This is a genomic window from Thioalkalivibrio sp. ALJ24 (assembly GCF_000377785.1).
Taxonomy (GTDB): Bacteria; Pseudomonadota; Gammaproteobacteria; order Ectothiorhodospirales; family Ectothiorhodospiraceae; genus Thioalkalivibrio.
This window is the reverse complement of record NZ_KB898725.1, coordinates 81,291-103,579: the sequence shown is the minus strand read 5'-3', so window position 1 is coordinate 103,579 and position 22,289 is coordinate 81,291. Positions and strand designations below refer to the sequence as shown.

The 22,289-nt window shown below is 68.0% G+C and carries 24 protein-coding genes and 1 pseudogene; 20 read left to right on the top strand and 5 right to left on the bottom strand.

Features of this window, described 5'->3' with window-relative positions:
* The first annotated feature begins 62 nt into the window (after nucleotides 1–62).
* The 3 genes from D571_RS0102660 to D571_RS0102650 are packed head-to-tail and all read left to right on the top strand — an operon-like array spanning nucleotide 63 to nucleotide 2,403.
* Nucleotides 63–1,415, top strand: coding sequence for a heterodisulfide reductase-related iron-sulfur binding cluster (locus D571_RS0102660; RefSeq protein WP_018935135.1), 1,353 nt, complete (start codon nucleotides 63–65; stop codon nucleotides 1,413–1,415).
* Nucleotides 1,416–1,438: 23 nt separating this feature from the next.
* Nucleotides 1,439–1,744, top strand: coding sequence for an encapsulin-associated ferritin-like protein (locus D571_RS0102655; protein WP_018935134.1), 306 nt, complete (start codon nucleotides 1,439–1,441; stop codon nucleotides 1,742–1,744).
* Nucleotides 1,745–1,791: 47 nt separating this feature from the next.
* Nucleotides 1,792–2,403 (top strand): DUF3501 family protein, encoded by a 612-nt coding sequence (locus D571_RS0102650; RefSeq protein ID WP_018935133.1) that lies wholly within the window; start codon nucleotides 1,792–1,794, stop codon nucleotides 2,401–2,403.
* A gap of 111 nt (nucleotides 2,404–2,514) precedes the next feature.
* Here the strand turns inward: D571_RS0102650 and radA are convergent, their stop codons facing one another.
* From radA to D571_RS0102635, 3 genes are all read right to left on the bottom strand, one after another.
* A complete protein-coding gene (gene radA / locus D571_RS0102645; RefSeq protein WP_018935132.1) occupies nucleotides 2,515–3,864 on the bottom strand; it encodes a DNA repair protein RadA in 1,350 nt (449 codons plus the stop codon).
* Between the two features lies 1 nt (nucleotide 3,865).
* Nucleotides 3,866–5,146, bottom strand: coding sequence for an HlyC/CorC family transporter (locus tag D571_RS0102640; RefSeq protein ID WP_018935131.1), 1,281 nt, complete (start codon nucleotides 5,144–5,146; stop codon nucleotides 3,866–3,868).
* A gap of 75 nt (nucleotides 5,147–5,221) precedes the next feature.
* Entirely contained in the window at nucleotides 5,222–6,022 is an 801-nt protein-coding gene (locus tag D571_RS0102635) for an inner membrane protein YpjD (RefSeq protein ID WP_018935130.1), read from the bottom strand.
* Between the two features lie 132 nt (nucleotides 6,023–6,154).
* Here D571_RS0102635 and ffh point away from each other — a divergent pair, with 132 nt between their 5' ends.
* From ffh to D571_RS0102575, 12 genes are all read left to right on the top strand, one after another.
* Entirely contained in the window at nucleotides 6,155–7,543 is a 1,389-nt protein-coding gene (gene ffh, locus D571_RS0102630; RefSeq protein ID WP_018935129.1) for a signal recognition particle protein, read from the top strand.
* Between the two features lie 89 nt (nucleotides 7,544–7,632).
* Entirely contained in the window at nucleotides 7,633–7,893 is a 261-nt protein-coding gene (rpsP, locus tag D571_RS0102625; RefSeq protein WP_018935128.1) for a 30S ribosomal protein S16, read from the top strand.
* A gap of 16 nt (nucleotides 7,894–7,909) precedes the next feature.
* Nucleotides 7,910–8,419: a ribosome maturation factor RimM gene (gene rimM / locus D571_RS0102620; protein WP_018935127.1), complete on the top strand. Its 510-nt coding sequence runs from the start codon at nucleotides 7,910–7,912 to the stop codon at nucleotides 8,417–8,419.
* A 7-nt stretch (nucleotides 8,420–8,426) separates the two neighbouring features.
* Nucleotides 8,427–9,194 carry a tRNA (guanosine(37)-N1)-methyltransferase TrmD gene (gene trmD, locus D571_RS0102615; RefSeq protein ID WP_018935126.1) on the top strand — a complete coding sequence of 256 codons (768 nt, stop codon included), beginning with the start codon at nucleotides 8,427–8,429 and terminating at the stop codon, nucleotides 9,192–9,194.
* 9 nt (nucleotides 9,195–9,203) lie between these two features.
* Nucleotides 9,204–9,566 (top strand): 50S ribosomal protein L19, encoded by a 363-nt coding sequence (gene rplS / locus D571_RS0102610; RefSeq protein ID WP_018935125.1) that lies wholly within the window; start codon nucleotides 9,204–9,206, stop codon nucleotides 9,564–9,566.
* A 34-nt stretch (nucleotides 9,567–9,600) separates the two neighbouring features.
* Entirely contained in the window at nucleotides 9,601–10,107 is a 507-nt protein-coding gene (locus D571_RS0102605) for a methylated-DNA--[protein]-cysteine S-methyltransferase (RefSeq protein ID WP_018935124.1), read from the top strand.
* 221 nt (nucleotides 10,108–10,328) lie between these two features.
* Nucleotides 10,329–11,153, top strand: a complete 825-nt coding sequence (soxA, locus tag D571_RS0102600; protein ID WP_018935123.1) for a sulfur oxidation c-type cytochrome SoxA — start codon at nucleotides 10,329–10,331, stop codon at nucleotides 11,151–11,153.
* Nucleotides 11,154–11,180: 27 nt separating this feature from the next.
* Entirely contained in the window at nucleotides 11,181–11,861 is a 681-nt protein-coding gene (soxX, locus tag D571_RS0102595) for a sulfur oxidation c-type cytochrome SoxX (protein ID WP_018935122.1), read from the top strand.
* A gap of 250 nt (nucleotides 11,862–12,111) precedes the next feature.
* Nucleotides 12,112–12,801, top strand: coding sequence for a sulfur oxidation c-type cytochrome SoxX (soxX, locus tag D571_RS0102590; RefSeq protein ID WP_018935121.1), 690 nt, complete (start codon nucleotides 12,112–12,114; stop codon nucleotides 12,799–12,801).
* Between the two features lie 111 nt (nucleotides 12,802–12,912).
* On the top strand, nucleotides 12,913–13,806 hold the full coding sequence (locus D571_RS0102585) for a 23S rRNA (adenine(2030)-N(6))-methyltransferase RlmJ (RefSeq protein ID WP_018935120.1): 894 nt from the start codon (nucleotides 12,913–12,915) through the stop codon (nucleotides 13,804–13,806).
* A gap of 33 nt (nucleotides 13,807–13,839) precedes the next feature.
* A complete protein-coding gene (gene htpG, locus D571_RS0102580) occupies nucleotides 13,840–15,753 on the top strand; it encodes a molecular chaperone HtpG (protein ID WP_018935119.1) in 1,914 nt (637 codons plus the stop codon).
* A 160-nt stretch (nucleotides 15,754–15,913) separates the two neighbouring features.
* Nucleotides 15,914–16,396 (top strand): peptidylprolyl isomerase, encoded by a 483-nt coding sequence (locus tag D571_RS0102575; protein ID WP_018935118.1) that lies wholly within the window; start codon nucleotides 15,914–15,916, stop codon nucleotides 16,394–16,396.
* Nucleotides 16,397–16,495: 99 nt separating this feature from the next.
* On the opposite strand, the gene cydC is transcribed toward D571_RS0102575, so the two are convergent.
* Complete coding sequence (gene cydC, locus D571_RS0102570; RefSeq protein ID WP_018935117.1) at nucleotides 16,496–18,136, bottom strand: thiol reductant ABC exporter subunit CydC; 1,641 nt, start codon at nucleotides 18,134–18,136, stop codon at nucleotides 16,496–16,498.
* On the bottom strand, nucleotides 18,133–19,821 hold the full coding sequence (gene cydD / locus D571_RS0102565) for a thiol reductant ABC exporter subunit CydD (protein WP_018935116.1): 1,689 nt from the start codon (nucleotides 19,819–19,821) through the stop codon (nucleotides 18,133–18,135). Before cydD ends, cydC begins: the two co-directional genes overlap by 4 nt.
* Before the next feature lie 180 nt (nucleotides 19,822–20,001).
* Here cydD and D571_RS14530 point away from each other — a divergent pair, with 180 nt between their 5' ends.
* From D571_RS14530 to D571_RS14425, 5 genes and pseudogenes are all read left to right on the top strand, one after another.
* Complete coding sequence (locus tag D571_RS14530; RefSeq protein WP_026287526.1) at nucleotides 20,002–20,262, top strand: (2Fe-2S)-binding protein; 261 nt, start codon at nucleotides 20,002–20,004, stop codon at nucleotides 20,260–20,262.
* Nucleotides 20,263–20,293: 31 nt separating this feature from the next.
* Entirely contained in the window at nucleotides 20,294–20,995 is a 702-nt protein-coding gene (locus D571_RS0102555; protein WP_026287525.1) for a MotA/TolQ/ExbB proton channel family protein, read from the top strand.
* On the top strand, nucleotides 20,992–21,417 hold the full coding sequence (locus tag D571_RS0102550) for a biopolymer transporter ExbD (protein ID WP_018935113.1): 426 nt from the start codon (nucleotides 20,992–20,994) through the stop codon (nucleotides 21,415–21,417). Before D571_RS0102555 ends, D571_RS0102550 begins: the two co-directional genes overlap by 4 nt.
* Complete coding sequence (locus D571_RS0102545) at nucleotides 21,414–21,836, top strand: biopolymer transporter ExbD (RefSeq protein WP_018935112.1); 423 nt, start codon at nucleotides 21,414–21,416, stop codon at nucleotides 21,834–21,836. Before D571_RS0102550 ends, D571_RS0102545 begins: the two co-directional genes overlap by 4 nt.
* Nucleotides 21,837–21,839: 3 nt before the next feature.
* Nucleotides 21,840–22,289, top strand: a pseudogene (locus tag D571_RS14425) (energy transducer TonB); the annotation flags it as partial.

Here is a 22,289-nt window from a genome sequence, read left to right as displayed (position 1 = left end):
GTGTTCCCGCCGACGTACCGATTTCGTAGTTCATCGATCTGCAACGGATACCGGAGGGACGCATGTCTGCGCCGACGCATCAACGTGAAGGAAGTCTCGAAGCCCCCACCCGCCACCCGCTGGACTGGAAGAACCCCGAGTTCTACAACGAGGAATCGCTGTTCTCCGAGCTGGAGCGGGTCTTTGATATCTGCCACGGATGCCGGCGTTGCGTCAGCCTGTGCCATTCCTTCCCCACGCTGTTCGACCTGGTCGACGAGTCCGAGACCATGGAAGTCGACGGCGTCGACAAGCAGGACTTCTGGAAGGTGGTCGATCACTGCTACCTGTGCGATCTGTGCTACCTGACCAAGTGCCCGTACGTGCCCCCGCACGAATGGAATGTCGACTTCCCGCACCTGATGCTGCGGGCCAAGGCCGTGCGCTACCAGAAGGAGGGCGCGAAGACCTCGCACAAGCTCATGTCCAGCACCGACACGGTCGGCAAGCTGGCGGGCATCCCGGTGGTCGCCGGCGCGGTCAACGCGGCCAACAAGAACGGCGCCGTACGCAAGATGCTCGACAAGACCATGGGCGTGCACCCGGACGCCCCGGTCCCCGAATACCACTCGAACAAGGGCCGTTCGCGCCTGGCCAAGGTCGCCAGTGGGGTGAGCAACCCCGAGCCGGCCGGCGCCACCCAGGGCAAGGTCGCGCTCTACGCCACCTGCTACGGCAACTACAACGAGCCGCACCTGGTCGAGGACCTGGTCAAGGTCTTCGAGCACAACGGCATCGAGGTCACGCTGGTCGAGAAGGAGCAGTGCTGCGGCATGCCCAAGCTCGAACTGGGTGACCTCGAATCGGTGGAGGCCTCCAAGGACGCGAACATCCCGGCGATGAAGAAGATGATCGACCAGGGCTACGACATCGTCGCCCCGGTCCCGTCCTGCGTGCTGATGTACAAGCAGGAACTGCCGTTGATGTTCCCCGACGACGCTGACGTGGCCGCGGTGCGCGACCGCATCTTCGACCCGTTCGAGTACCTGATGGAGCGCCACAAGGACGGCAAGCTGAACACCGACTTCCCCGAAAAGCTCGGCAAGATCGCCTACCACGCGGCCTGCCACCTGCGGGTCCAGAACATGGGCCTGAAGACCCGCGATCTGCTCAAGCTGGTGCCCGACACCGAGATCGACGTGGTCGAACGCTGCTCCGGGCACGACGGCACCTACGGCGTGAAGAGCGAGTTCTACGAGACGGCCAGCAAGATCTGCCGGCCCGTGGTGAACCGGGTGCAGAAGGCCGAGGCGGACCACTTCTCCAGTGACTGCCCGATGGCCGGACACATGATCGAGAACGGACTGCAGGGCAAGGGCGAGGACAAGGCACCCGAGCATCCGCTGACCCTGCTGCGCCAGGCCTACGGCCTGTAACGACACTAAGGAGGGGAGTCTTCATGGCCAGCGACAGCTATCACGAACCCGTTGCGGAACTGAGCGACGAATCGCGCGAGATGCACCGCGCCATTTCCTCGCTGATGGAAGAGCTCGAGGCGGTGGACTGGTATCAGCAGCGCGTCGATGCCTGCAAGGACGACGAACTGAAGGCGATCCTCGCGCACAACCGCGACGAAGAGATCGAACATGCCGCGATGGTGCTGGAATGGATCCGGCGCCGGAATCCGGTGTTCGATCGCGAACTCAGAGACAATCTCTGGTCCGACAAGGACTACACCGATAAAAGCCAGCATCACGACCACTGATGCCCCGTGTGGGTGATGTGGCTCCCGGTACTCGAGGAGGTGAGAACATGGTAACGGAGGAAAACGTGGACAAGCTCAGCCGTGACGACCTGTATTCCCTGGAACAGTATTCCGAGGTACGGCCCCAATTCCGCCGCGACGTGATGGAGCACAAGCGCCACCGCGTGCTGCAGATCGGCCCGGCGGTGACCCTGCATTTCGAAGACCGCATGACCATGCAGTACCAGATCCAGGAGATGCTGCGGGTCGAGAAGATCTTCGACCGCGAAGGCATTGAGGACGAACTGGGTGCCTACAATCCGCTGATCCCGGACGGCTCCAACTGGAAGGCCACCATGATGGTGGAATACCCGGACATCGACGAGCGCAAGGTGCAGCTGTCCAAGCTGATCGGCATCGAGCGAGCGACCTGGGTGCAGGTGGAAGGCCACGACAAGGTCTACCCCATCGCCAACGAGGACCTCGATCGCGAGACCGAGGACAAGACCTCGTCGGTGCACTTCCTGCGCTTCGAGCTGACGCCGGCGATGGTGTCGGCGGTCAAGTCCGGCGCGGCCATCGCCGCCGGCGTGGAGCACGAGAACTACAACCACCGCGTGGATGCCGTGCCCGAGGGCATGCGCGAATCCCTCGCGGCGGATCTCGACGCCGTCAATTGACGGTGAGGCCAGTCCGGCCGATTAAGAAAGGGCGCCCCGGCGGGCGCCCTTTTTTATGGATTCGGAGTGGTCGTTGCCGGCTCTGCCCGGCCCGTTATGCCGACTTCCGGCTTACAGCGCGTCTAGGACCTCGCCCAGGCGCGAGACGGCGACCACATCCATGCCCTTGATCGGCTTGCGCGGGGCGTTGGCGGCGGGGGCGATGGCGCGGGTGTAGCCGTGCTTGGCGGCCTCGCGCAGGCGTTCCTCGCCGTTGGGGACCGGGCGGATCTCGCCGGCCAGGCCCACCTCGCCGAAGGCCAGCAGCTCCTGTGGCAGGGGTCGGTCGCGCAGGCTGGACAGGGCGGCGGCCAGCATTGGCAGGTCGGCGGCGGTTTCGGTCACGCGTACGCCGCCGACCACGTTGATGAACACGTCCTGGTCGAACAGGGCCACGCCGCCATGGCGGTGCAGCACGGCCAGCAGCATGGTCAGGCGATTCTGCTCCAGGCCCACGGTGATGCGCCGTGGCTGCGAGGCGTGGCTCTCGGCGACCAGGGCCTGGACCTCCACCAGCAGGGGGCGGGTGCCTTCGCGGGTGACCATCACCACGCTGCCGGGCACCGGGTTCTGGTGGCGTGACAGGAAGATCGCCGAGGGGTTGGAGACCGGTTTGAGGCCGGTCTCCAGCATCGCGAACACGCCCAGTTCGTTGACCGCGCCGAAGCGGTTCTTGACCGCCCGCAGCATGCGGTAGCGCCCGTCCGGGTCGCCCTCGAAGTACAGCACGGTGTCGACCATGTGTTCGAGGATGCGCGGGCCGGCGAGCTGCCCGTCCTTGGTCACGTGGCCGACCAGGATCACGGTGATGCCGCGCTGCTTGGCGAGCCGTACCAGGGCCGCGGCGGCATCGCGCACCTGGCTGACCGATCCCGGGGCGGACTGCGAAGCGGCGGTGAACAGGGTCTGGATGGAGTCGATCACCAGGACCCCGGGGCGTTCGCTCTCGCAGGTGGCGATGATGTTTTCCACCTGCGTCTCGGTCAGCAGGCGCAGGCCGTCCACCTCCAGCCCCAGGCGCTGCCCGCGCATGCTCACCTGCTGGGCCGATTCTTCGCCGGTCACATACAGGGTCTGCTCTGCCGGCAGGGCGGCCAGGGTCTGCAGCAGCAGGGTCGACTTGCCGATGCCGGGATCGCCGCCGATCAGGATCACCGAGCCGGTGACCAGGCCGCCGCCCAGTGCCCGGTCGAGTTCCGAGATGCCGGTGGAGGTGCGCGGCAGCTCGCCGGTCTCGACCTCGCCCAGCCGGGTGATGCGTGCGCTCTCGCCGGCATAGCCGCCGCCGCGCGGCCCGGCGGAGGCGACCGGCGCGGCCTCCTCGAGGGTGTTCCAGGCGCCGCATTCCCCGCACTGGCCGGCCCATTTGGGCGAGGTCGCACCGCAGGCGCGGCAGATGTACTGGGTCTTGCTGCGGGCCATGTCAGTCTTCCGCGGTGGTCGGGCTGTGGTGTTCCGGCGGGATGCGCACGGTGCGGATGGTGTTGTTCTTGATCTGCACGATGTCCATCACCACGCCGTTGATGCGCACGCTGACCGGGGCTTCGGGGATGCTCTCGAGGTGCTCCACGATCAGGCCGCTGAGGGTGCGCGGGCCGTCCAGCGGCAGGTCCAGCGCCAGCGCCCGGTTGATCTCGCGCAGGTGGATGCCGCCGTCGACCATCGCCGCCCCGTCTTCCTGGAACAGCACGTCGTCGCTCATGGTCGGCGAGTCGGTGGTGAACTCGCCGACGATGTCCTCCAGCAGATCCTCCAGGGTGATCAGTCCCTGAATGTCGCCGTATTCGTCCACCACCAGGCCGATCCGGCGGCGCTGCTGCTGGAAGTTGATCAGCTGGCGGTTCAGCGGCGTGCCCTCGGGGATGAAGCAGGGCGGCGTGACGACCTGGCACAGCTCTTCGGGCCCGAATTCGTCGCGCTCGATCAGCGGCAGGACATCGCGCAGGTGCAGAAAGCCCAGCACTCGGTCCAGCTCGCCCTCGACCACCGGCAACCGGGTGAAGCTGCCGTGCAGCAGCTGGTCCAGGACCTCGTTCCACGGTTCGGTCAGGTCCAGCACCACGATCTCGTTGCGCGGGATCATGATGTCCTCGACCGTGGCCCGTTCCAGGTCCAGCAGGTTGAGCAGCATGCGGCGATGGTTCGACGGGATCAGCGAACCCGCTTCGGAGACCACGCTGCGCAGTTCGTCCGTGTTCAGGGCCGAGCGCTGGCGGGCATCCACCGGCACCCCGAACAGGCGCAGGAAGTTGTTGGCCAGCAGGTTGACCAGCCACACCACCGGCCACATCACCCGCATCATGACGCGATACACCCGCGCTGCGGGGTAGGCTACCCGCTCGCTGTGCAGGGCCGCCAGGGTCTTGGGGGCGGTCTCGGCGAAGATCAGCAGGGTCAGGGTCAGCACGCCGGTGGCGATGGCCACCCCGGTGTCGCCGAACAGTCGCCAGCCGATGATGGTCGCGATCTGGGCGATCAGGATGTTGACGAAGTTGTTGCCCAGCAGGATCAGGCCAATCAGGCGGTCGGGCTGATCCAGCAGGCGCGCGGCGATGGCCGCCCCGCGATGCCCGGTCTGGGCGCGATGGCGCATGCGGTAGCGGTTCAGCGCCATCAGCGCCGTCTCCGACCCGGAGAAGAAGGCCGACAGCAGGAACAGCACGAGCAGCGCGCCGAACAGGACGGACAGCGGGATCTCTTGCAACGGGGGGACCTGCGGTCAGGTGTGGGCGGATTCCATTTCAGGCAAGCCCCGCGGGGCTGTCAACCTGGCGCGCGCTCACACGCGTCCGAGGATAACCTCCAGCACGAGCTTGGTGCCGAAATAGGCCAGCACCAGCGCGACGAAGCCGCCGGTAGTCCAGGCCAGCGCGCGCGAGCCGCGCCAGCCCAGCCGCCAGCGACCGATCAGCAGCACCGAGAAGATGCCCCAGGCGAGGATCGACAGCACCGACTTGTGCACCAGGTCCTGAGCGAACAGGTCATCGACGAAGATGAAGCCCGAGAGCAGGCTCAGCCCGAGGAACAGCCAGCCGATGAAGATCATGCGGAACAGCCACACCTCCATCGAGAACAGCGGCGGCAGATAGCGCACGATCCCGCGCGTGTGGTGATCGTGCAGGGCGCGGTGCTGGGCGGTCATTACCGCGGCCTGGGCGGTGGACAGGGCGAGGAAGGCCCAGCCCAGCGCGGAGAACATTACGTGTACCGCGATCCCGGCCGAGGTTGCGTAGCGGGCGTCGCCGTCGCACAGCAGGGCGGTCAGCGCGGCCAGCACGGTCAGTGGCAGGACCACCATGCCCAGGATCGCCAGCGGATGGCGCAGGGCGGTGACCCACAGCAGGGCCGCCACCAGCCACATCGAGGCCGACAGGGCGTTGCCCAGGCACAGGTTCCAGCCGGTGCCGGTGGCGATCGCCGGTACCAGCGCCACGAGGTGCGCGATCAGCGCCAGCAGCCACACGGCCAGCGGGCCGCGCGGTTGCCCCGCGGCCAGTGGCCGGTCGCGCACGCTCAGCGCCAGATGGCCCAGCGCGATCAGGTACAGGAAAATGGCGATGATTCCGGCGATCGAACTCATGCGCGGATTATCCCCTGTCGCGCCGGCGAATGCACTTCGTCCCCGGGGCGCTGCAGGACACCCCGGCTCACGGGTATACTGGACGATTCGATGCGGGATGCCCCGCCGTTTTATTCGCAGGAGATTCGCCCCATGTTCGACGGCCTTTCCAGTCGCCTCCAGGACACGATGAAGCGCCTGAAGGGCCAGGCGCGCCTGACCGAGGACAACATCCAGGAGGCCCTGCGCGAGGTGCGCATGGCCCTGCTCGAGGCCGACGTCGCGCTGCCGGTGGTGCGCGAGTTCGTGAAGGACGTCAAGGAAAAGGCCCTGGGCAAGGAGGTCATCGGCAGCCTGACGCCGGGGCAGGCCCTGATCAAGGTCGTGCACGACGAGCTGGTCGCGACCATGGGAGGCGAGAACGCCTCGCTGAATCTGGCCGCGCAGCCGCCGGCCGTGGTGCTGGTGGCCGGTCTCCAGGGCGCGGGCAAGACCACCAGCATCGGCAAGCTGGCGAAGCTCCTGCGCGAGCGCGACAAGAAACGTGTGGCGGTGGTCAGCTGCGACGTCTACCGTCCCGCCGCGATCCAGCAGCTGGAGACCCTGGCCGGACAGGTCGAGGTGACCTTCTACCCCAGCGATACCTCGCAGAAGCCCGACGACATCGCCACTGACGCGGTGCAGCGGGCGCGGCGCGAGGGGGTCGACGTGCTGCTGGTGGATACCGCCGGTCGCCTGCATGTCGACGAGGACATGATGGCCGAGGTGCAGAGCCTGCACGCAGCGGTCGAACCGGTGGAGACCCTGTTCGTGGTCGACTCCATGACCGGGCAGGACGCGGCCAACACCGCGCGTGCCTTTGGCGACGCCCTGCCGCTGACCGGCGTGGTGCTGACCAAGGCCGACGGCGACGCCCGCGGGGGTGCCGCGCTGTCGGTGCGCCAGATCACCGGGGTGCCGATCAAGTTCATCGGCACCGGCGAACGCCCCGACGGGCTGGAGCCCTTCCATCCGGAACGCATCGCCTCGCGCATCCTCGGGAAGGGGGATGTCGTCTCGCTGGTCGAGGAGGCCTCGCGTCAGGTCGATCAGGCCAAGGCCGACAAACTCACGCGCAAGCTGAAGAAGGGGCGCGGCTTCGACCTCAATGACCTGCGCGAGCAGCTGGATCAGATGGAAAAGATGGGCGGCATGGGCAGCATGCTGGAGAAGCTGCCCGGCGGCGGCAAGATGCAGGAAGCCATCAAGAATCAGGCCGGCGACAAGGAGATCCGTCGCATGCGGGCCGTGATCTCGTCGATGACCGACGAGGAGCGCCGCAACCCGGACATCATCAAGGGGTCGCGCAAGCGACGCATCGCCGCGGGCTCCGGCTGCCAGATCCAGGACGTCAACCGCCTGCTCAAGCAGCACACCCAGATGAGCAAGGCGATGAAGAAATTCTCCAAGGGGGGCGCGTCGAAAATGATGCGGGCCCTCGGAGGGCAAATGGGCGGCATGGGCGGCCCCGGAGGTCCCGGAGGGGGCCTGCCGAAACGCTGACGACCGGGCTTCGGCCTTGTCTTGGCGCTGCAATTCGTTATAATCGCGCGTTTTCTCGCGAAACCGAACTTCACGGGGTTCAAGACTTCATGCTTACAATTCGTCTGTCACGCCGCGGCGCCAAGAAGCGCCCCTTCTACTCGATCGTGGTGACCGACTCCCGCGCCCGCCGCGACAGCGGCTACATCGAGCGCGTCGGTTTTCACAATCCGGTGGCCCGCGGTCAGGAAATCCCGCTGAAGATCGACCTCGAGCGGGTCGATTACTGGCTGAGCCACGGCGCCAGCATGTCCGAGCGCGTGGAGCACCTGGTCAAGGGCTACCGCAAGCAGCAGGCCGCGGCCGCCTGATCCGCGGGAGGCGCAGGTGAACGGGGCGGATGGGCGCATCCGCGTCGGACGCGTCTCCGGGGTTTACGGCGTCAGGGGCTGGGTCCGGATCTTCTCCGAGACCGAGCCGCGGGACGCCATCGCCGACTTTCCGCGCCTCTGGATGAAGCGCGCGGAGGGCTGGGAGCTGGCGGAGGTCGAAGGCGGCCGCGCACATGGCCCCGGCGTGGTGATCAAGTTCGCCGGGGTGGCCGATCGCGATGCGGCTTACGGCCTGATGGGCGCGGAGCTCGCGATCGAGCGCGACTGGCTGCCGCCGGCGGAAGAAGGTGAATACTACTGGGCCGATCTGCAGGGCCTGTCGGTGGAGCACGTCGACGGCACGCCGCTGGGAACGGTCACCGGTTTCATGGAAACCGGTGCCAATGACGTGATGATCGTCGGCGGCGAGCGCGAGCGGCTGATCCCCTGGGTGCAGGGGCTGTACGTCCTCGAGGTGGATCTTGCGGACGGACGGATCCGGGTCGACTGGGACCCGGAATACTGACCCGGGCATGCGTTTCGACGTCATTACGCTGTTCCCGGAGCTGGTCGAGTCCGTGGTGCAGTGGGGCATCCCGCGGCGTGCCGCGGAGGCCGGCCAGCTGGAGCTGCGGACCTGGAATCCGCGTGATTGGGCGACCGGGGTCCATCAGGCGGTGGACGACCGCCCCTACGGTGGCGGACCCGGGATGGTCATGCAGGTGCCGCCGCTGAAGGGTGCGCTGGATGCCGCGCGGGCCAATGGCGAAGCGCCGCTGCACGTGGTGGCGCTGACGCCGCAGGGCCGGCCGCTGGATCAGGCCCGGGTGCGGGAGCTGGCGCAGCGGTCGCGGGTAGCGCTGGTCTGCGGACGCTACGAAGGGATCGACGAACGCTTCATCGAGGCCGAAGTCGATGAAGAACTCTCGCTGGGAGACTACGTGCTCTCCGGCGGTGAACTGGGCGCCATGGCGGTGATCGATGCCTGCGCCCGCCTCCGGCCCGGGGTGCTGGGGCATGCGGATTCCGCCGAGCAGGATTCCTTCACCGAGGGCTTGCTCGACTGTCCGCATTACACCCGGCCGGAAGAACTGGACGGTCACCGCGTGCCGGCTGTCCTGCTGGGCGGGGACCACGGGGCAATCCGCCGCTGGCGCCGTCGAGAGGCGCTGGGGCGCACCTGGAGTCGCAGGCCGGATCTGCTGGCCCGACTCGAACTGGCGGGGCCGGATCGGGACCTGCTGGACGAATACCGCGCGCGTCACCCTCGGGGTGGCGCCCGCTCCGAAAGCGATGATTGAGGTCGAGCAATGAATAACGTCATTCAGCAACTGGAAGCCGAACAGATGAAATCCGATGTGCCGGATTTCGGTCCCGGCGATACCGTGGTGGTGCAGGTCAAGGTCCGGGAAGGTGACCGCGAGCGCCTGCAGGCCTTCGAGGGTGTGGTCATCGGCAAGCGCAACCGCGGCCTGAACTCCGCTTTCACGCTGCGCAAGACCTCCTACGGCAACGGGGTGGAGCGGACCTTCCAGACCCACAGCCCGCAGATCGCCGAGATCCAGGTAAAGCGTCGCGGCAAGGTCCGTCGCGCCAAGCTGTACTATCTGCGCGACCGTACCGGCAAGGCCGCGCGCATCAAGGAAGACGTGCGCGCTACCCGTCGCGGCTGAAGCCCCGACGGGCGCGGTCCGCCGCGCAAGCACCATGCAGGGCCAGCGCTGCATCCTCCCGGGTGTACCGCTGGCCTTTGTGTTTCAGCCGGAGGCCGCCGGGCGCCACGGCCGGATCGGCTGGGAGGGCTTCGAGGCCCGCGTGGAGATTCCGCCGCGGCTGCCCTTCGATGTCGATGCGTATGCCCGTGACCCGCGCGCCTGGAGGGCCCCGGCGACGCTGCCGTCCGGAACCTCGCACCAGCGCCGGGTCTGGCAGGCACTGACCGATATTCCGGTCGGCGAGACCCGGAGCTACGGGCAGATCGCCCGTGCCATCGACTCCTCCCCTCGGGCCGTGGGGCAGGCGTGTCGTGCCAACCCCTGGCCCCTTCTCATCCCCTGTCATCGAGTCGTCCCCGCGGGTTGCGGTCCCGCGATCGGGGCAACCGGCGGCTACGCCGGAAAGCTCGGCGGTCCGCTTGCCGCCGTGAAGCCGGCCCTGCTCCGCCACGAGGGCGGTCTGCCCGATTCAGGAACTTTTTTGGTCAAAGCGGAATAGATCCCCCTCCCCGGCCGTCTGCTAGTCGGTGCTTGAGTGCAAAAACCCCTGTAAAACAGACTTTTAGGAAACGCTAATATAGCGTTTGTTTGTTGACAGGATGTTCATGCATTCCGCACTCTGCGATACAGGTCCGGACATCGCGATCCGGATCCATCGAATAAAACCGTGTGATGGAGGTTTCCATGTTCAAGAAAGCATTGCTCGCCTTGCCCGTAGCAATGGCGCTCGGCGGCCTGGCCGCCGGGGGCGCGGCCCAGGCCAGCGAATGGCAGGATCCGACCGACGTCCTGCAGAAGCTGCTCGACAACAACCCCGACTCGAAGTATCTGCACCAGAGCGAGCAGAACATCATGATGATGCCGGACAACCCGGCGCTGTGGGTGGCCGAGGATGGCGAGCAGCTTTTCTACGAAGAGCGGGGCCCGAACAACGCGTCGCTGGAATCCTGCGACTTCGGCAAGGGCCCGGGTGTGCTGGAAGGCGCCTACGTCGAGCTGCCGCGCTACTTCGAGGACACCGGCAAGGTGATGGATTTCGAACACCGCCTGGTGCACTGCATGAAGGAAATCCAGGGCTTCGACGCGGACGATCCCGAAGTGGCTCAGCGTCACGGCAACGATACCGACGTGATGCAGCTGACCACCTACATCGCCATGCAGTCCTCCGGCATGGAGTGGCAGCCGGCCAACGAGCACCCGAAGGAGCAGGCCATGCTCGCCGCGGGCGAGAAGCTGTTCTTCCGCCGGGGCGGGGCCATGGACTTCAACTGCGCCTCCTGCCACGGGGAATCCGGCAAGCGGGTCCGCGCCTCGCGCCTGCCGAAGATGCGTGACTCCCAGGAATGGACCAAGGCGGTCTCCTGGCCGGCCCACCGCGCCGGGCATGACAACGTCCGCAGTCAGGGCCACCGTATCCGCGGCTGTGCCTGGCAGATGCGTCACGCCGGCATCAAGCCGGATTCGATGGCCAACACCGCGCTGATCGCGTTCTGGAACGAGGCGGCTCGCGGCGAGCCGGCCGTCCTGCCCGATCTGAAGCGGTAAACCCGGACGCAATAGGAGACAGCCAGTATGTTCAAGAAAAACACTGTTGCGGCCGGTGTGGCCGCCTTCGCAACCATCGCCCTGGCGACCGGCTGCGCCGTGGCCGAGGGCAACAAGTCCGACGAGGTCGACATCACCGCCATGAGCGCGGAAGAGCTCGCGGAGTACATCATCTTCGAGAGCGACAGCTTCCGTCTCGAACAGGAGGCTCAGGAGGGTGGTACCGCCAGGGATCGCATGGTTCAGGACGACCTCCAGAAGGCCTGCTCCTTCGAGGGTGAGCCGGACGGCGAGACCGCCGGTGAAGTGGTCGCGATGGCCCGTGCCGAGTACGAAGCGCCGGAAGGCGACATCGAGCTTGGCGACTGGGAAAAGGGTCAGGAACTCGCGTTCTCCGGTTACGGCTACCGTATCGGCCACAACAACGACGACCACGGTACCCGCGAGCCCGGCGGCAACTGCGTCAACTGCCACGTGTTCGACCCGGAGGGTCCGACCCAGGGCACCATCGGCCCGAGCCTCGAAGGCTATGGCGCCACCCGTGGTGATAGCCAGGAGATGCGCGAATACGTGCATCAGGTGATCAGCAATCCTCACCAGTTCTTCCCCTGCGCCCAGATGCCGCGGTTCCAGGGCTTGCTGGATGAGGAGCAGATCAGCCACATCATGGCCTACATGCTCGATCCGGACTCCCCGGTCAACAACTGAGGCCGGGCCGCCCACCGGCGGCATGACGATCCGCACGGCGGATCGTGATCCGGGTTGCCGCGGCCTCCGCGGCAACCCGCTCCCGGGGCCTCTCGGTCCCGGGACCCTTTCATCATCTTCCCTTGCAGCCATTCAGCGACCGTGAGTCGGGGAGCATTTCGGCCATGTTCGGGCAGGTTGCCCGAACGGTGCCGATTGCGTGCGACGGACGCAGGGTGCAGGGCGAAACGGAAACCGGGAGACACCAGGGATGCCAGCCCAGACCTTGCGTCGGGGAACGCTGCCGGCCGCGATCGGCGCGGTCGTTCTGCTTTCCGGTTGTCAGTTCTTCGACAGCGACGACGGCGACGTCGACATCACCGCGATGAGTCCCGACGAGCTCGCGGACTACATCGTGCTGGAATCCGGCAGTTACCGTCTCGAGCAGTCGGTCCAGGAGGGCGGCTCGGCCCGCGGCCGGATGGAACAGGACGAGCTGCAGCGGGCCTGCTCCTTCACGACCTCCGAAATCCCCGAGGGACTCTCGGGCGAGGTGATCGAGATGGCGCGCGCCAGCTACGAGGAACCGCCCGGTGGTCCGCGCCTGGGTGACTGGGAGCGCGGTGCCGAACTGGCCCGTTCGGGCTATGGTTTCCGTGTTGGCCACAATATCGATGACCACTCCTCCCGCCCGCCGGGCGGCAACTGCTACGCCTGCCACCAGATGGATCCCGACGAGCCGGTCTACGGCACGATCGGCCCAAGCCTGGCCGGTTACGGCGACGCCCGAGGGACCGATGACGCATCCCTGTCCTATGCCCATGAGGTGATCTCGAACCCGCATCAGTACTTCCCCTGCACGACGATGCCCCGCTTCGGCGCCAATGAACTGCTGAGCGAGCGCGAGATCAGCCATATCATGGCCTATCTGCTGGACCCGGAGTCCCCGGTGAACCAGTAAACTGCACCCGCAGCGGGCGCCGTGCTCCGTGACCCGGAGCCGGCCGGAAGGAAGTCCAGCCACCGTGGTCCGCCACGGTGGTTTTTTTATGGTCGGGGAACGGAACGAACCATGCTCAGCTATCAGCACGACTACCACGCCGGCAATTTCGCCGACATCCACAAGCATCTGGTGCTGCATGCGGTGCTGGCGGCATTGCAGCGGCGAACCAAGCCGTTCGTGGCGCTGGATCTGCATGCCGGGGCCGGGATTTATGACCTGGGCGGCGAGCGGGCGCGCAAGACCGGCGAGGCGGCGCTCGGCATCGAGCGCCTGCGCGCCTGTGCCAGTGCAACCGCGCTGCCGGAGGCGGTGACCGGGTTTCTGGAGACCGTGCAGCAGGTGGCCGGGACCGACGGGTATCCGGGGTCCCCGGCGTTGATCCGTGCGGCCCTGCGCGAGAATGACCGGCTGGTGGCCTGCGAGATGCACCCCGAGGCCCACCAGCGCCTGCAGCGCGCGTTCGCCGGGGATGCACGCTGCCATGTGCACCGGCGCGATGCGCGCGAGGCCGCCCGAGGGCTGTTCCCGCCGCAGCCGCGGCGCGGGTTCGCCCTGCTGGACCCCTCGTATGAACGGCCGGCCGAATACCGTGAAGTCGCGGAGATCGCGGAGACCATCCTGGAGCGCTGGAACACGGGAATGCTGCTGATCTGGTATCCGGTCCTGGCGGGGCGTCCGGATCATGCCCTGGTCGAACGGCTGTGCACCCGGAGCATCCTCTGGCTGCGCAGCGAGCTGCGCCTGCGTGATGATCCCGGCGTGGAACGCGGGACGTCTCCCGGGCTCGCGGGATCCGGCATGCTGGTGCTCCGGCCGCCGTGGCAGCTGGAAGAAGAACTGGCCGCAACGCTGCCTGCGGTGCTGGGCTGCCTCGATCCGGAGGGCGAGGGGGCGCTTTATCGCGCCGAGGGCCTTGAAGAAGGTCGCGGCGACCCCAGACTCCGGCGTGTTACCAATGTCTGAACCCATCCGAACCCATCACGGAGTCGTAACCCCATGACCGAAACCCGGACCGAGCAAGCCGCCGGCGCGGAAACCCGCCAGTTCGAGACCGAGGTCAGCCAGCTGCTGCAGCTGATGATCCACTCGCTGTACTCCAACCGCGAGATCTTCCTGCGCGAGCTGATCTCCAACGGCGCGGATGCCTGCGACAAGCTGCGCTTCGAGGCGACCGCGAACCCCGACGCGATCCCGCAGCCGGCCGAGCTGCACATCGACGTGGATGTGGACAAGGACGCCCGCACCGTGACCGTGCGCGACAACGGCATCGGCATGTCGCGCGACGAGGTAATCCAGCAGATCGGGACCATCGCCCATTCGGGTACCCGGGCCTTCCTCGAGAAGCTGACCGGCGATCAGCAGAAGGATGCCCAGCTGATCGGGCAGTTCGGGGTCGGGTTCTATTCCTCGTTCATCGTGGCCGACCACGTGCGCGTGGAGACCCGGCGCGCGGGTACCGGGGTCGAGGCCGGCACGCGCTGGGAGTCGAAGGGCGATGGCGAATACACCCTGGCCGAATGCGAGCGCGCGGAACCGGGTACCGAGATTACCCTGACGCTCAAGGAAGACGCCGACGAGTTCCTCGAGCCGATGCGCCTGCGCCACGTGATCGGGCGCTACTCGGACCACGTGGCCTTCCCGATCCGCATGCGCAAGCAGGACGACGAAGGCAATCCCACGGACGAGTGGGAGACCGTCAACCGTGCCAGTGCGCTGTGGACGCGGCCGAAGAGCGAGATCTCCGACGAGGAATACCGCGAGTTCTACAAGCACATCGCGCACGATTTCGAGGACCCGGTGGCCTGGACCCACAACCACGTGGAAGGCCGCCAGGAGTACACCACGCTGTTCTACATCCCGGGGCGCGCCCCCTTCGATCTGTGGGACCGCGACGCACGCCACGGGGTGAAGCTGTACGTGAAGCGCGTGTTCATCATGGACGACGCGGAGAAGCTCCTCCCGAACTACCTGCGCTTCGTGCGCGGGGTGGTGGATTCGTCCGACCTGCCGCTGAACGTCTCGCGCGAGATCCTGCAGGACAACCGCCTGGTGGATTCCATCCGCTCCGGCTCGGTGAAGAAGATCCTCGGCCTGCTGGAGAACATCGCGAAGAACGAGCCGGAGAAGTACGCCGGGATCTGGGACAACTTCGGCCGCGTGCTCAAGGAGGGCCCCGGCGAGGACTTCGCCAACCAGCAGCAGATCGCGGGCCTGCTGCGCTTTGCCAGCACGCACAACGACGATGACACGCAGAACGTCTCCTTCGCCGATTACAAGGCCCGCATGAAGGAGGGGCAGGACGCGATCTACGTGATCAGCGCCGACAACGCCGCCGCCGCGCGCAACAGCCCGCACCTGGAGGTGTTCCGCAAGCACGGCATCGAGGTGCTGCTGCTGTCCGACCGGGTGGACGAATGGCTGCTGTCCAACCTGCGCGAGTTCGACGGTACCCCGATCAAGAACGTTGCCAAGGGCGATCTCGACCTGGACAGCATCATCGGCGAGCAGGATTCCGACGACGCGGAGAATGCCGAGGACCGGAAGGATGACGAGCTGGGCGACCTGCCCGAGCGCATCCAGAGCGCGCTGGGTGACCGGGTCGACTCCGTGCGCCCGTCGAAGCGGCTGGTGGACTCGCCGGCCTGCATCGTCCTCGGCGAGCACGAGATGGCGCTCTATCTGCAGGAGCTGCTGAAGCAGGCCGGACAGGAGACCTTTTCCTCGAAGCCGGTGCTGGAGGTCAATGCGCAGCACCCGCTGGTGGAACGGCTGAAGACGGCGGAAGGCGACGACTTCAACGACCTCGCCTCGCTGCTGTTCGAACAGTCCCTGCTGGCCGAGGGCGGACAGCTGGAGGATCCGTCCGGGTTCGTGCAGCGCCTGAACCGGTTCCTGCTGCAGGCGGCCTGATCGGTCGCCCGTCGCGGAACCTGTACGCAACGCCTGCGCCGGGCTCCTGCCCGGCGTTTTTGTTTGCGGGACCGGATTCCGGCACCGTGACCGGGGGCTGTGACGCGAAGGGGGCGGTCACGTTACCCTGTCGGGCCATATCTCAAGAGAGCAAAGCCCAATGCAAGTCGCGCAGAACTCCGTGGTGTCCATCCACTACAAGCTCACCAACGACGCCGGTGAGACCATCGACAGCTCCGAAGGCCGCGAGCCGCTGGCCTATATGCACGGCAACGGCCAGATCGTGCCGGGCCTCGAGCGCCAGCTGGAAGGCAAGGCCGCGGGCGACAAGGTGCAGGCCACCGTGCCGCCGGAAGAGGGCTACGGCGAGAAGATCGACGCCATGGTCCAGGAAGTCCCGATGGAGGCCTTCCAGGGGGTCGATTCGATCGAGCCGGGCATGCAGTTCCAGGCCCAGACCGAAAACGGTCCGCTGACCGTGACGGTCACCAAGGTCGAGGGCGACACCGCCACGGTGGATGGCAACCATCCGCTGGCCGGCCAGACCCTCAACTTCGATGTCGAAGTCGTGGACGTGCGCGAGGCCTCCGCGGAAGAGCTGGAACACGGTCACGCCCACGGGCCGGGCGGTCACGAGCACTGATCCTGCCTGCCGGACCGGCCCCCGCCCGGTCCGGGCCCCCCGGCGGTCGCATCCCCGTGGCCGCCGGGACTTTCTTCCCTCTCCCGTTTTCCTGAAGACCTAAAGTGCCAGCCGTGGCCAGTGCGCCGGCATGCGCCGGGGAGCGTGGGTCACGATGACCGTCTGCCGCGCCTCCAGCCAGGGCCCGATGCGCTCCAGGATCGCCGCCTCGGTGGCTTCGTCCAGTCCCGCGAAGGGTTCGTCCAGCAGGGCGACCGGGCGGTCCTGCAGCAGCAGCCAGGCCAGCGCCACCCGGCGTGCCTGCCCGCCGGAGAGGTTGCCGGCATCCTCGCCCAGCGGATACTCCAGGCTGTAGCCCATGCGCTGCAGCAGCGGCGCGATGCGCACCTGATCCAGCACGGCCCACAGGCGGTCGGCGGGCAGATCGGGGCGGCCCAGGCGCAGGTTGGCGGCCAGGCTGTCGTCCAGCAGGCGCACGCGCTGGGGCAGGTAGCCGATCACCCGGTGACGGGTGTCGGGATCCAGCGTGGTCAGATCCTGCTCGCCCCACCGCAGCTCGCCGCCGGTGGGTGCCAGCTCGCCGGCCAGGGTCTCCAGCAGGGCGGTCTTGCCGCGCCCGCTGATGCCGTGGATCACCAGCGGATAACCGGGCTCCGGCCGGATGTCCAGCGGGCCGGCCAGCGGACGGTCGGCGCGGAAGCCGACGCTCAGGCCGCGCGCTTCCAGCGGGCCGGAGGGCAGCTCGACCGGTTCTGCCCCGACGGGCTCCGGACCCTCGGCTCCGGCCTCGGTCTCGCGCAGGCGCCGCGCCGCTTCCAGGCTCTCGCCCAGGCGCCACCAGGCGCCGGGCAGGCTGCCCAGCGCCTCGTTAAGGCCCAGGGTCATCAGGGTGAGCAGCACGGCGACCGGCCCGGAGATCAGCCCCTCGGCGTAGGCATGCAGCGCGTAGCCCAGCATGGCGAGGGTGGTCAGCATCACCACCAGCTGCACGCCCTGTTCGCCCAGCACCCCCGCGCGTTCCTGGGTCAGGCGGCGAGCCGCACCCTCGCGGGTTCGCCGGGCCAGGGCCGCGCGGCGTTCCTCCAGGCGGCCAAACGCAGTCAGTTCCGGCAGTCCGCCGAAATAGTCCAGCAGGGCCACGCGCTCATCGGATTCTTCCTGCACCAGCCGGCGGCCATGGCGCTGACCGGCCGCCGCCGCGAGCCCGGCGGTGATCAGGGTGATCGCGGCGGCAACCAGCAGAATGGCCGCGGCGAGCGGTGGGGCCAGCCACAGCGCGATCGCCACGGCGCTGACCAGTGCCAGCAGGGCCCCGGCCATCGGCCCCACCACCCGCAGCGGGATGGCGTCCAGGGTATCGATGTCGCTGGTCAGGCGGGCCTGCAGGTCGCCGCTGCGCAGAGTTGCCAGGCTTCGCGCCGGCCAGCGCGCCAGTTGGCGGAAGGTGGTCGCGCGCAGGTCGGCGAGGATGCGCAGGACCGCTTCGTGTCCGGTGACGCGCTCGAAGTAGCGGGCGACCGTGCGCAGTACTGCCGCCGCGCGAATCCCGCCGGAGGGCGAGTAGATGTCGAGGGTGGCCAGCACACCGGCCCCGGCCAGCGCCGTGGCGGTGATGAACCAGCCCGACAGGGCGAGCAGCACGATGCCGCTGATCCAGGTAACCGCCAGCAGCAGCCAGGCCAGCAGGCTCCAGCCGAGGCGGGCGCGGAACAGGCGTTGCAGGTATTCGCGGTCCGTCATGCCAGGCTCTCCACGCGGCCTTCGGCCAGCCGGACCACCCGGCTGGCACGTTCCCGGACGGCCTCGCGGTGGGCCGCGATGACCAGGGTGATGTCGTGTTTGGCGGCCAGGGCGAACAGGGTGTCCAGCAGGGCGGCCTCGGTCGCCTCGTCGAGCGCGCTGGTGGGTTCGTCCAGCAGCCACAGCGGATGCCCGGCGAGGATCCCGCGGGCCATCGCGATGCGCTGGGCCTGCCCCCCGGAGATCCCGGTGTTGCCTTCGCTGATGGCGGTATCCAGCCCGTCCGGCAGCTGCGGGTCATCCACCGGCAGGCCGGCGCGGGCGAGAGCGTCATTCATCGCAGCTTCGCTTACCGGTTCGGCGCTGGCCAATTGCAGGTTGTCCCGCAGGCTGCCGTGGAACAGGTGGGCGTCCTGGCCGATCCACACGAACCGCTGCAGGTCGTCGGCCACGCGGATCTCGCCGCCGGCCGGGCGCAGGAAGCCGGCCAGCAGCGCCAGCAGGGTGGACTTGCCGGAGCCGCTGGGGCCGGTTACCGCCAGGTGTTCCCCGCGGCCGATCTGCAGGTCGATGTCGTGCAGGGCCGGTTGGGCGGTATCCGGATACTGCACCTGCACTCCGGCCAGGTGTACCGCCGTGCGCGGGCTGTCCGGCGCCCCGGGCGGGGCGGTGGCGGGGCCACCGGCCGGCTGCAACAGGGGCGCCAAGGACTCGGCCGCGGCCAGCGCGGCGGCCCGGTCGTGATAGCTCTGCGCGAACTGGCGCAGGGGCAGGAAGTATTCGGGCGCCAGCACCAGGATGAACAGCCCGGTGAACAGGGTCAGGCTGCCGGCCGGACCGTAGTCGATCGCCCCGAACAGGCCGAAACCGATATAGATGGCCAGCAGGCCGATGGCGACCGCGCTGAAGAATTCCATGATCGCCGACGACAGGAACGCGACCCGCAGCACGCGCATGGTCAGGCGGCGGTGTTCGTCGCTGGCGGCCACTACCGCTTCGCGGGCCGCCTGCGTGGCGCGCGCGCGGCGCAGGAAGTCGAGGCTGCGCAGGCGGTCGAGGAAGTGCCCGGCCAGGCGGTTCTCCTCGTCCTGCTGGCGGCGGTGAATCTGTTCGGCGCCCATGCCGACCAGGGCCATGAAAGCAGGGATCAGCGGCGCGGAGAGCAGCAGCAGGCCGGCGGCGAGCCAGTCCAGCCAGGCGACCGTCAGCAGCAGCACCAGCGGGGTCAGGATCACCATGCGGGTGCCGGGCAGGTAGCGCGCATAATGGCCCGTCAGGTCTTCCACCCGCCGCAGGTAGTGATCGACCCAGGCCCCTGACGGAGCGCGGTGGGCCAGATGCACGGGGCCGTCGCGCCGGGCGGCCTCCAGCAGCTCCTCGCGCAGTTCACGCTTGACCGCATCCGCCAGACGATGGCCGGCGCGATCGCGCAGGGCCTGCAGGGCATAGCGCAGCACCGCCGCCACCGCCGCGCCCGCCAGCACCATGCCCAGTGGCAGGCGTTCCGGTGCGAACAACGCCATGTGGACCGCCCAGGCGATCAGGCCGGCCAGTGCCACGGTGGCGAGGGTGGCGCCCAGACCGGCGGCGGTGGCGCCCAGCAGCCATTTTCGGTGGGGACGCAAGCGTGCCTGCAGCCAGGCACCGGGGCGAGGAAGGCCGGAATCGGGGGTGTCGGCGGGCATCGGGGTCCTGGCCGGGGGCATCGAGGATGATGTCCTGAAGCTAGTCCATAAGTAATCACTGATCAATGAGCCGGGTCCCTCATGGGGTGGAATCCATGTCAGGAATTAATGTTGAAAACCATTCTCATTAGCGGTAGTGTCCCGGTATCATCGTTCCACAAGGGGCGGAGCCGTCTGAAGATGATCGTGTGTGTCTGCAATGCCGTGCGTGAGCGCCAGATCCGGGAACTGGTGGCGCAAAGTGAAACGCAAGTCCGCATGCGGGATCTGCGCGAACAGCTGGGCGTATGTAGTGACTGCGGCAAGTGCGCCCGCCGGGCCCGGGGTATCCTGCGGAAATACGGTGGCGGGGCCGGCGCCGTATCGCCCGACGCGACGGCACCGGGGGGCATCGCGGGTATCCCGGTGACGGCCACAACCGGCGTGCGGGCCGCCCCCTGACCGTTCTTCTTTCCAGCCTTCAGGACACAACATGAACGCAATGATCGAATCCCTGGCGGGTGAACGCATCGCCGGGTTTCTGGACGCGGGCGGCCCGGTGGTGGCCATCCTGCTCGTGGCGTCGGTGGTCGCGCTGGCCTTCGTGCTGGTCAAGCTGTGGCAGCTGTGGCGCATGCGGGTCACCGACGTGCGCCCGGCGGAGCAGGCCCTGGAGCTGTTTCACGGTGGCGACCCCGAGGGCGCGATCCGCCACGCCGAGGCCACGCCCAATCCGGCCGCCCGCGCAGTGGCGCGCGGCATTCGCGGTCTGCGTTCGGGTGCCCCCGAGGCGGTGGTGCGCGAGGAGGTCGTGCGCTACGGCAATGCGACCATCCAGTCCCTGCGCCAGGGGCTGCGGCCGCTGGAGGTGATCGGTGCGCTGGCGCCGCTGCTGGGCCTGCTGGGGACGGTCATGGGCATGATCCGGGCCTTCCAGGCGCTGGAGGAGGCCGGCAGCCAGGTGGATCCGGCGGTCCTGTCCGGCGGGATCTGGGAGGCGTTGCTGACCACCGCCGTGGGTCTGGCCGTGGCGATCCCGGTGGTGGCCGCGCTGAACTGGCTGGAGACCCGCGTGGAGCGGGTGGCCCATCGCATGGATGACGCGGTGACCCGCCTGTTCACCGGTGAACTGTATGCGGTGGCCGCACGTGTCGACGGTCAGGCCGGGCCGGCGGCGGAGACGGCTGACCGATGACCGGGGCCCCGGCGGAACAGCCGACACTGGACACCGGCCGTCCGCGCCGGCGCAACCTGATCAGCCTGACACCGCTGATCGACGTGGTGTTCATCCTGCTGGTGTTCTTCATGCTCGCCTCCAGTTTCCTCGACTGGCGCGCGGTGGAGCTGGAGGCCCCGGCCGAGGCCGGCGGCGCCGGCGCGATGGAGGGCGCGCTGCTGGTGGAGGTGCGGCCGGATGATCTGCGTCTGGGCGGACTGGCGGTCGCGACCGGGGAGCTGCACGACCAGGTCGCGTCGCGGCTGGCGGACGAGCCGGACACGCGGGTCCTGGTGATGCCGACGCCCGGGGTCAGCATGCAGCGTACCGTCGAGGTCCTGGAGGGCCTGTCCGAGCTCGGGGTGAGCGACCTCTCGGTGATCCGGGAGGGCGAGCCATGATCGGGCACCGCCGGCATTTCCACGTCGCGCACCGGCCGCGCAACGATGACGAGAGCATCCTGCCGCTGATCAACATCGTGTTCCTGCTGCTGATCTTCTTCATGGTGGCGGGGCAGCTGAGCGCCATCGATCCGTTCGAGATCGAGCCGCTGGAGTCCGCGGTGGACGGGCAGCCCGGCGCGGACGAGTTCATGGTGATCGTGGGCAGCGAGGGGCAGCTGGCGGTCAATCAGGACGAGACCGATCTCGAAGGCATGACGGGGCTGGTACGCGAGCATCTGGAGCGCCACGGCGATGCCGCCCGCGTGCGCGTGAAGGCCGACGGCCGGGCCGAGGCCGTGGAGGTGGTGGGCGTGCTGGAACAGCTGCGCGAGGCCGGGGTGGAACGCATCGATCTGCTGACCGTGCCGGAGACCTGATTCATGCAGCCGGGCATTCGACACTGGGTGGTGGCGCTGATCCTGGCCGTGGTTTTGCACGGGCTGGTCGCGATGGCCCTGCTGCTGCGCGAGCCGCCCGCCGGGGCCGAGGACGCCGGGGTCGGCGGACTGGAGATCTCCATGTCGGCCGGTGGTGGCGCGCCCCCGGTGGAAGCGGCGGAACCCGCGGAGACGGTCGAGGCCGAGCCGGTGGAACCGGAGGCCCCGGTAACCGCCGAAGCGGAATCGGTGGAGCCGGAGCCGGCCGAGGTCCAGGAGGCGGAGCGCCAGCCGGTGGAGGAGGCCGAAGAAGTCGAGCCCGAACCCGAGCCCGAGCCCGAACCTGAGCCGGAGCCCGAGCCCGAGCCCGAGCCCGAGCCCGAGCCGGAGCCCGAACCGGAGCCCGAACCGGAGCCCGAACCGGAGCCCGAACCGGAGCCCGAACCGGAGCCC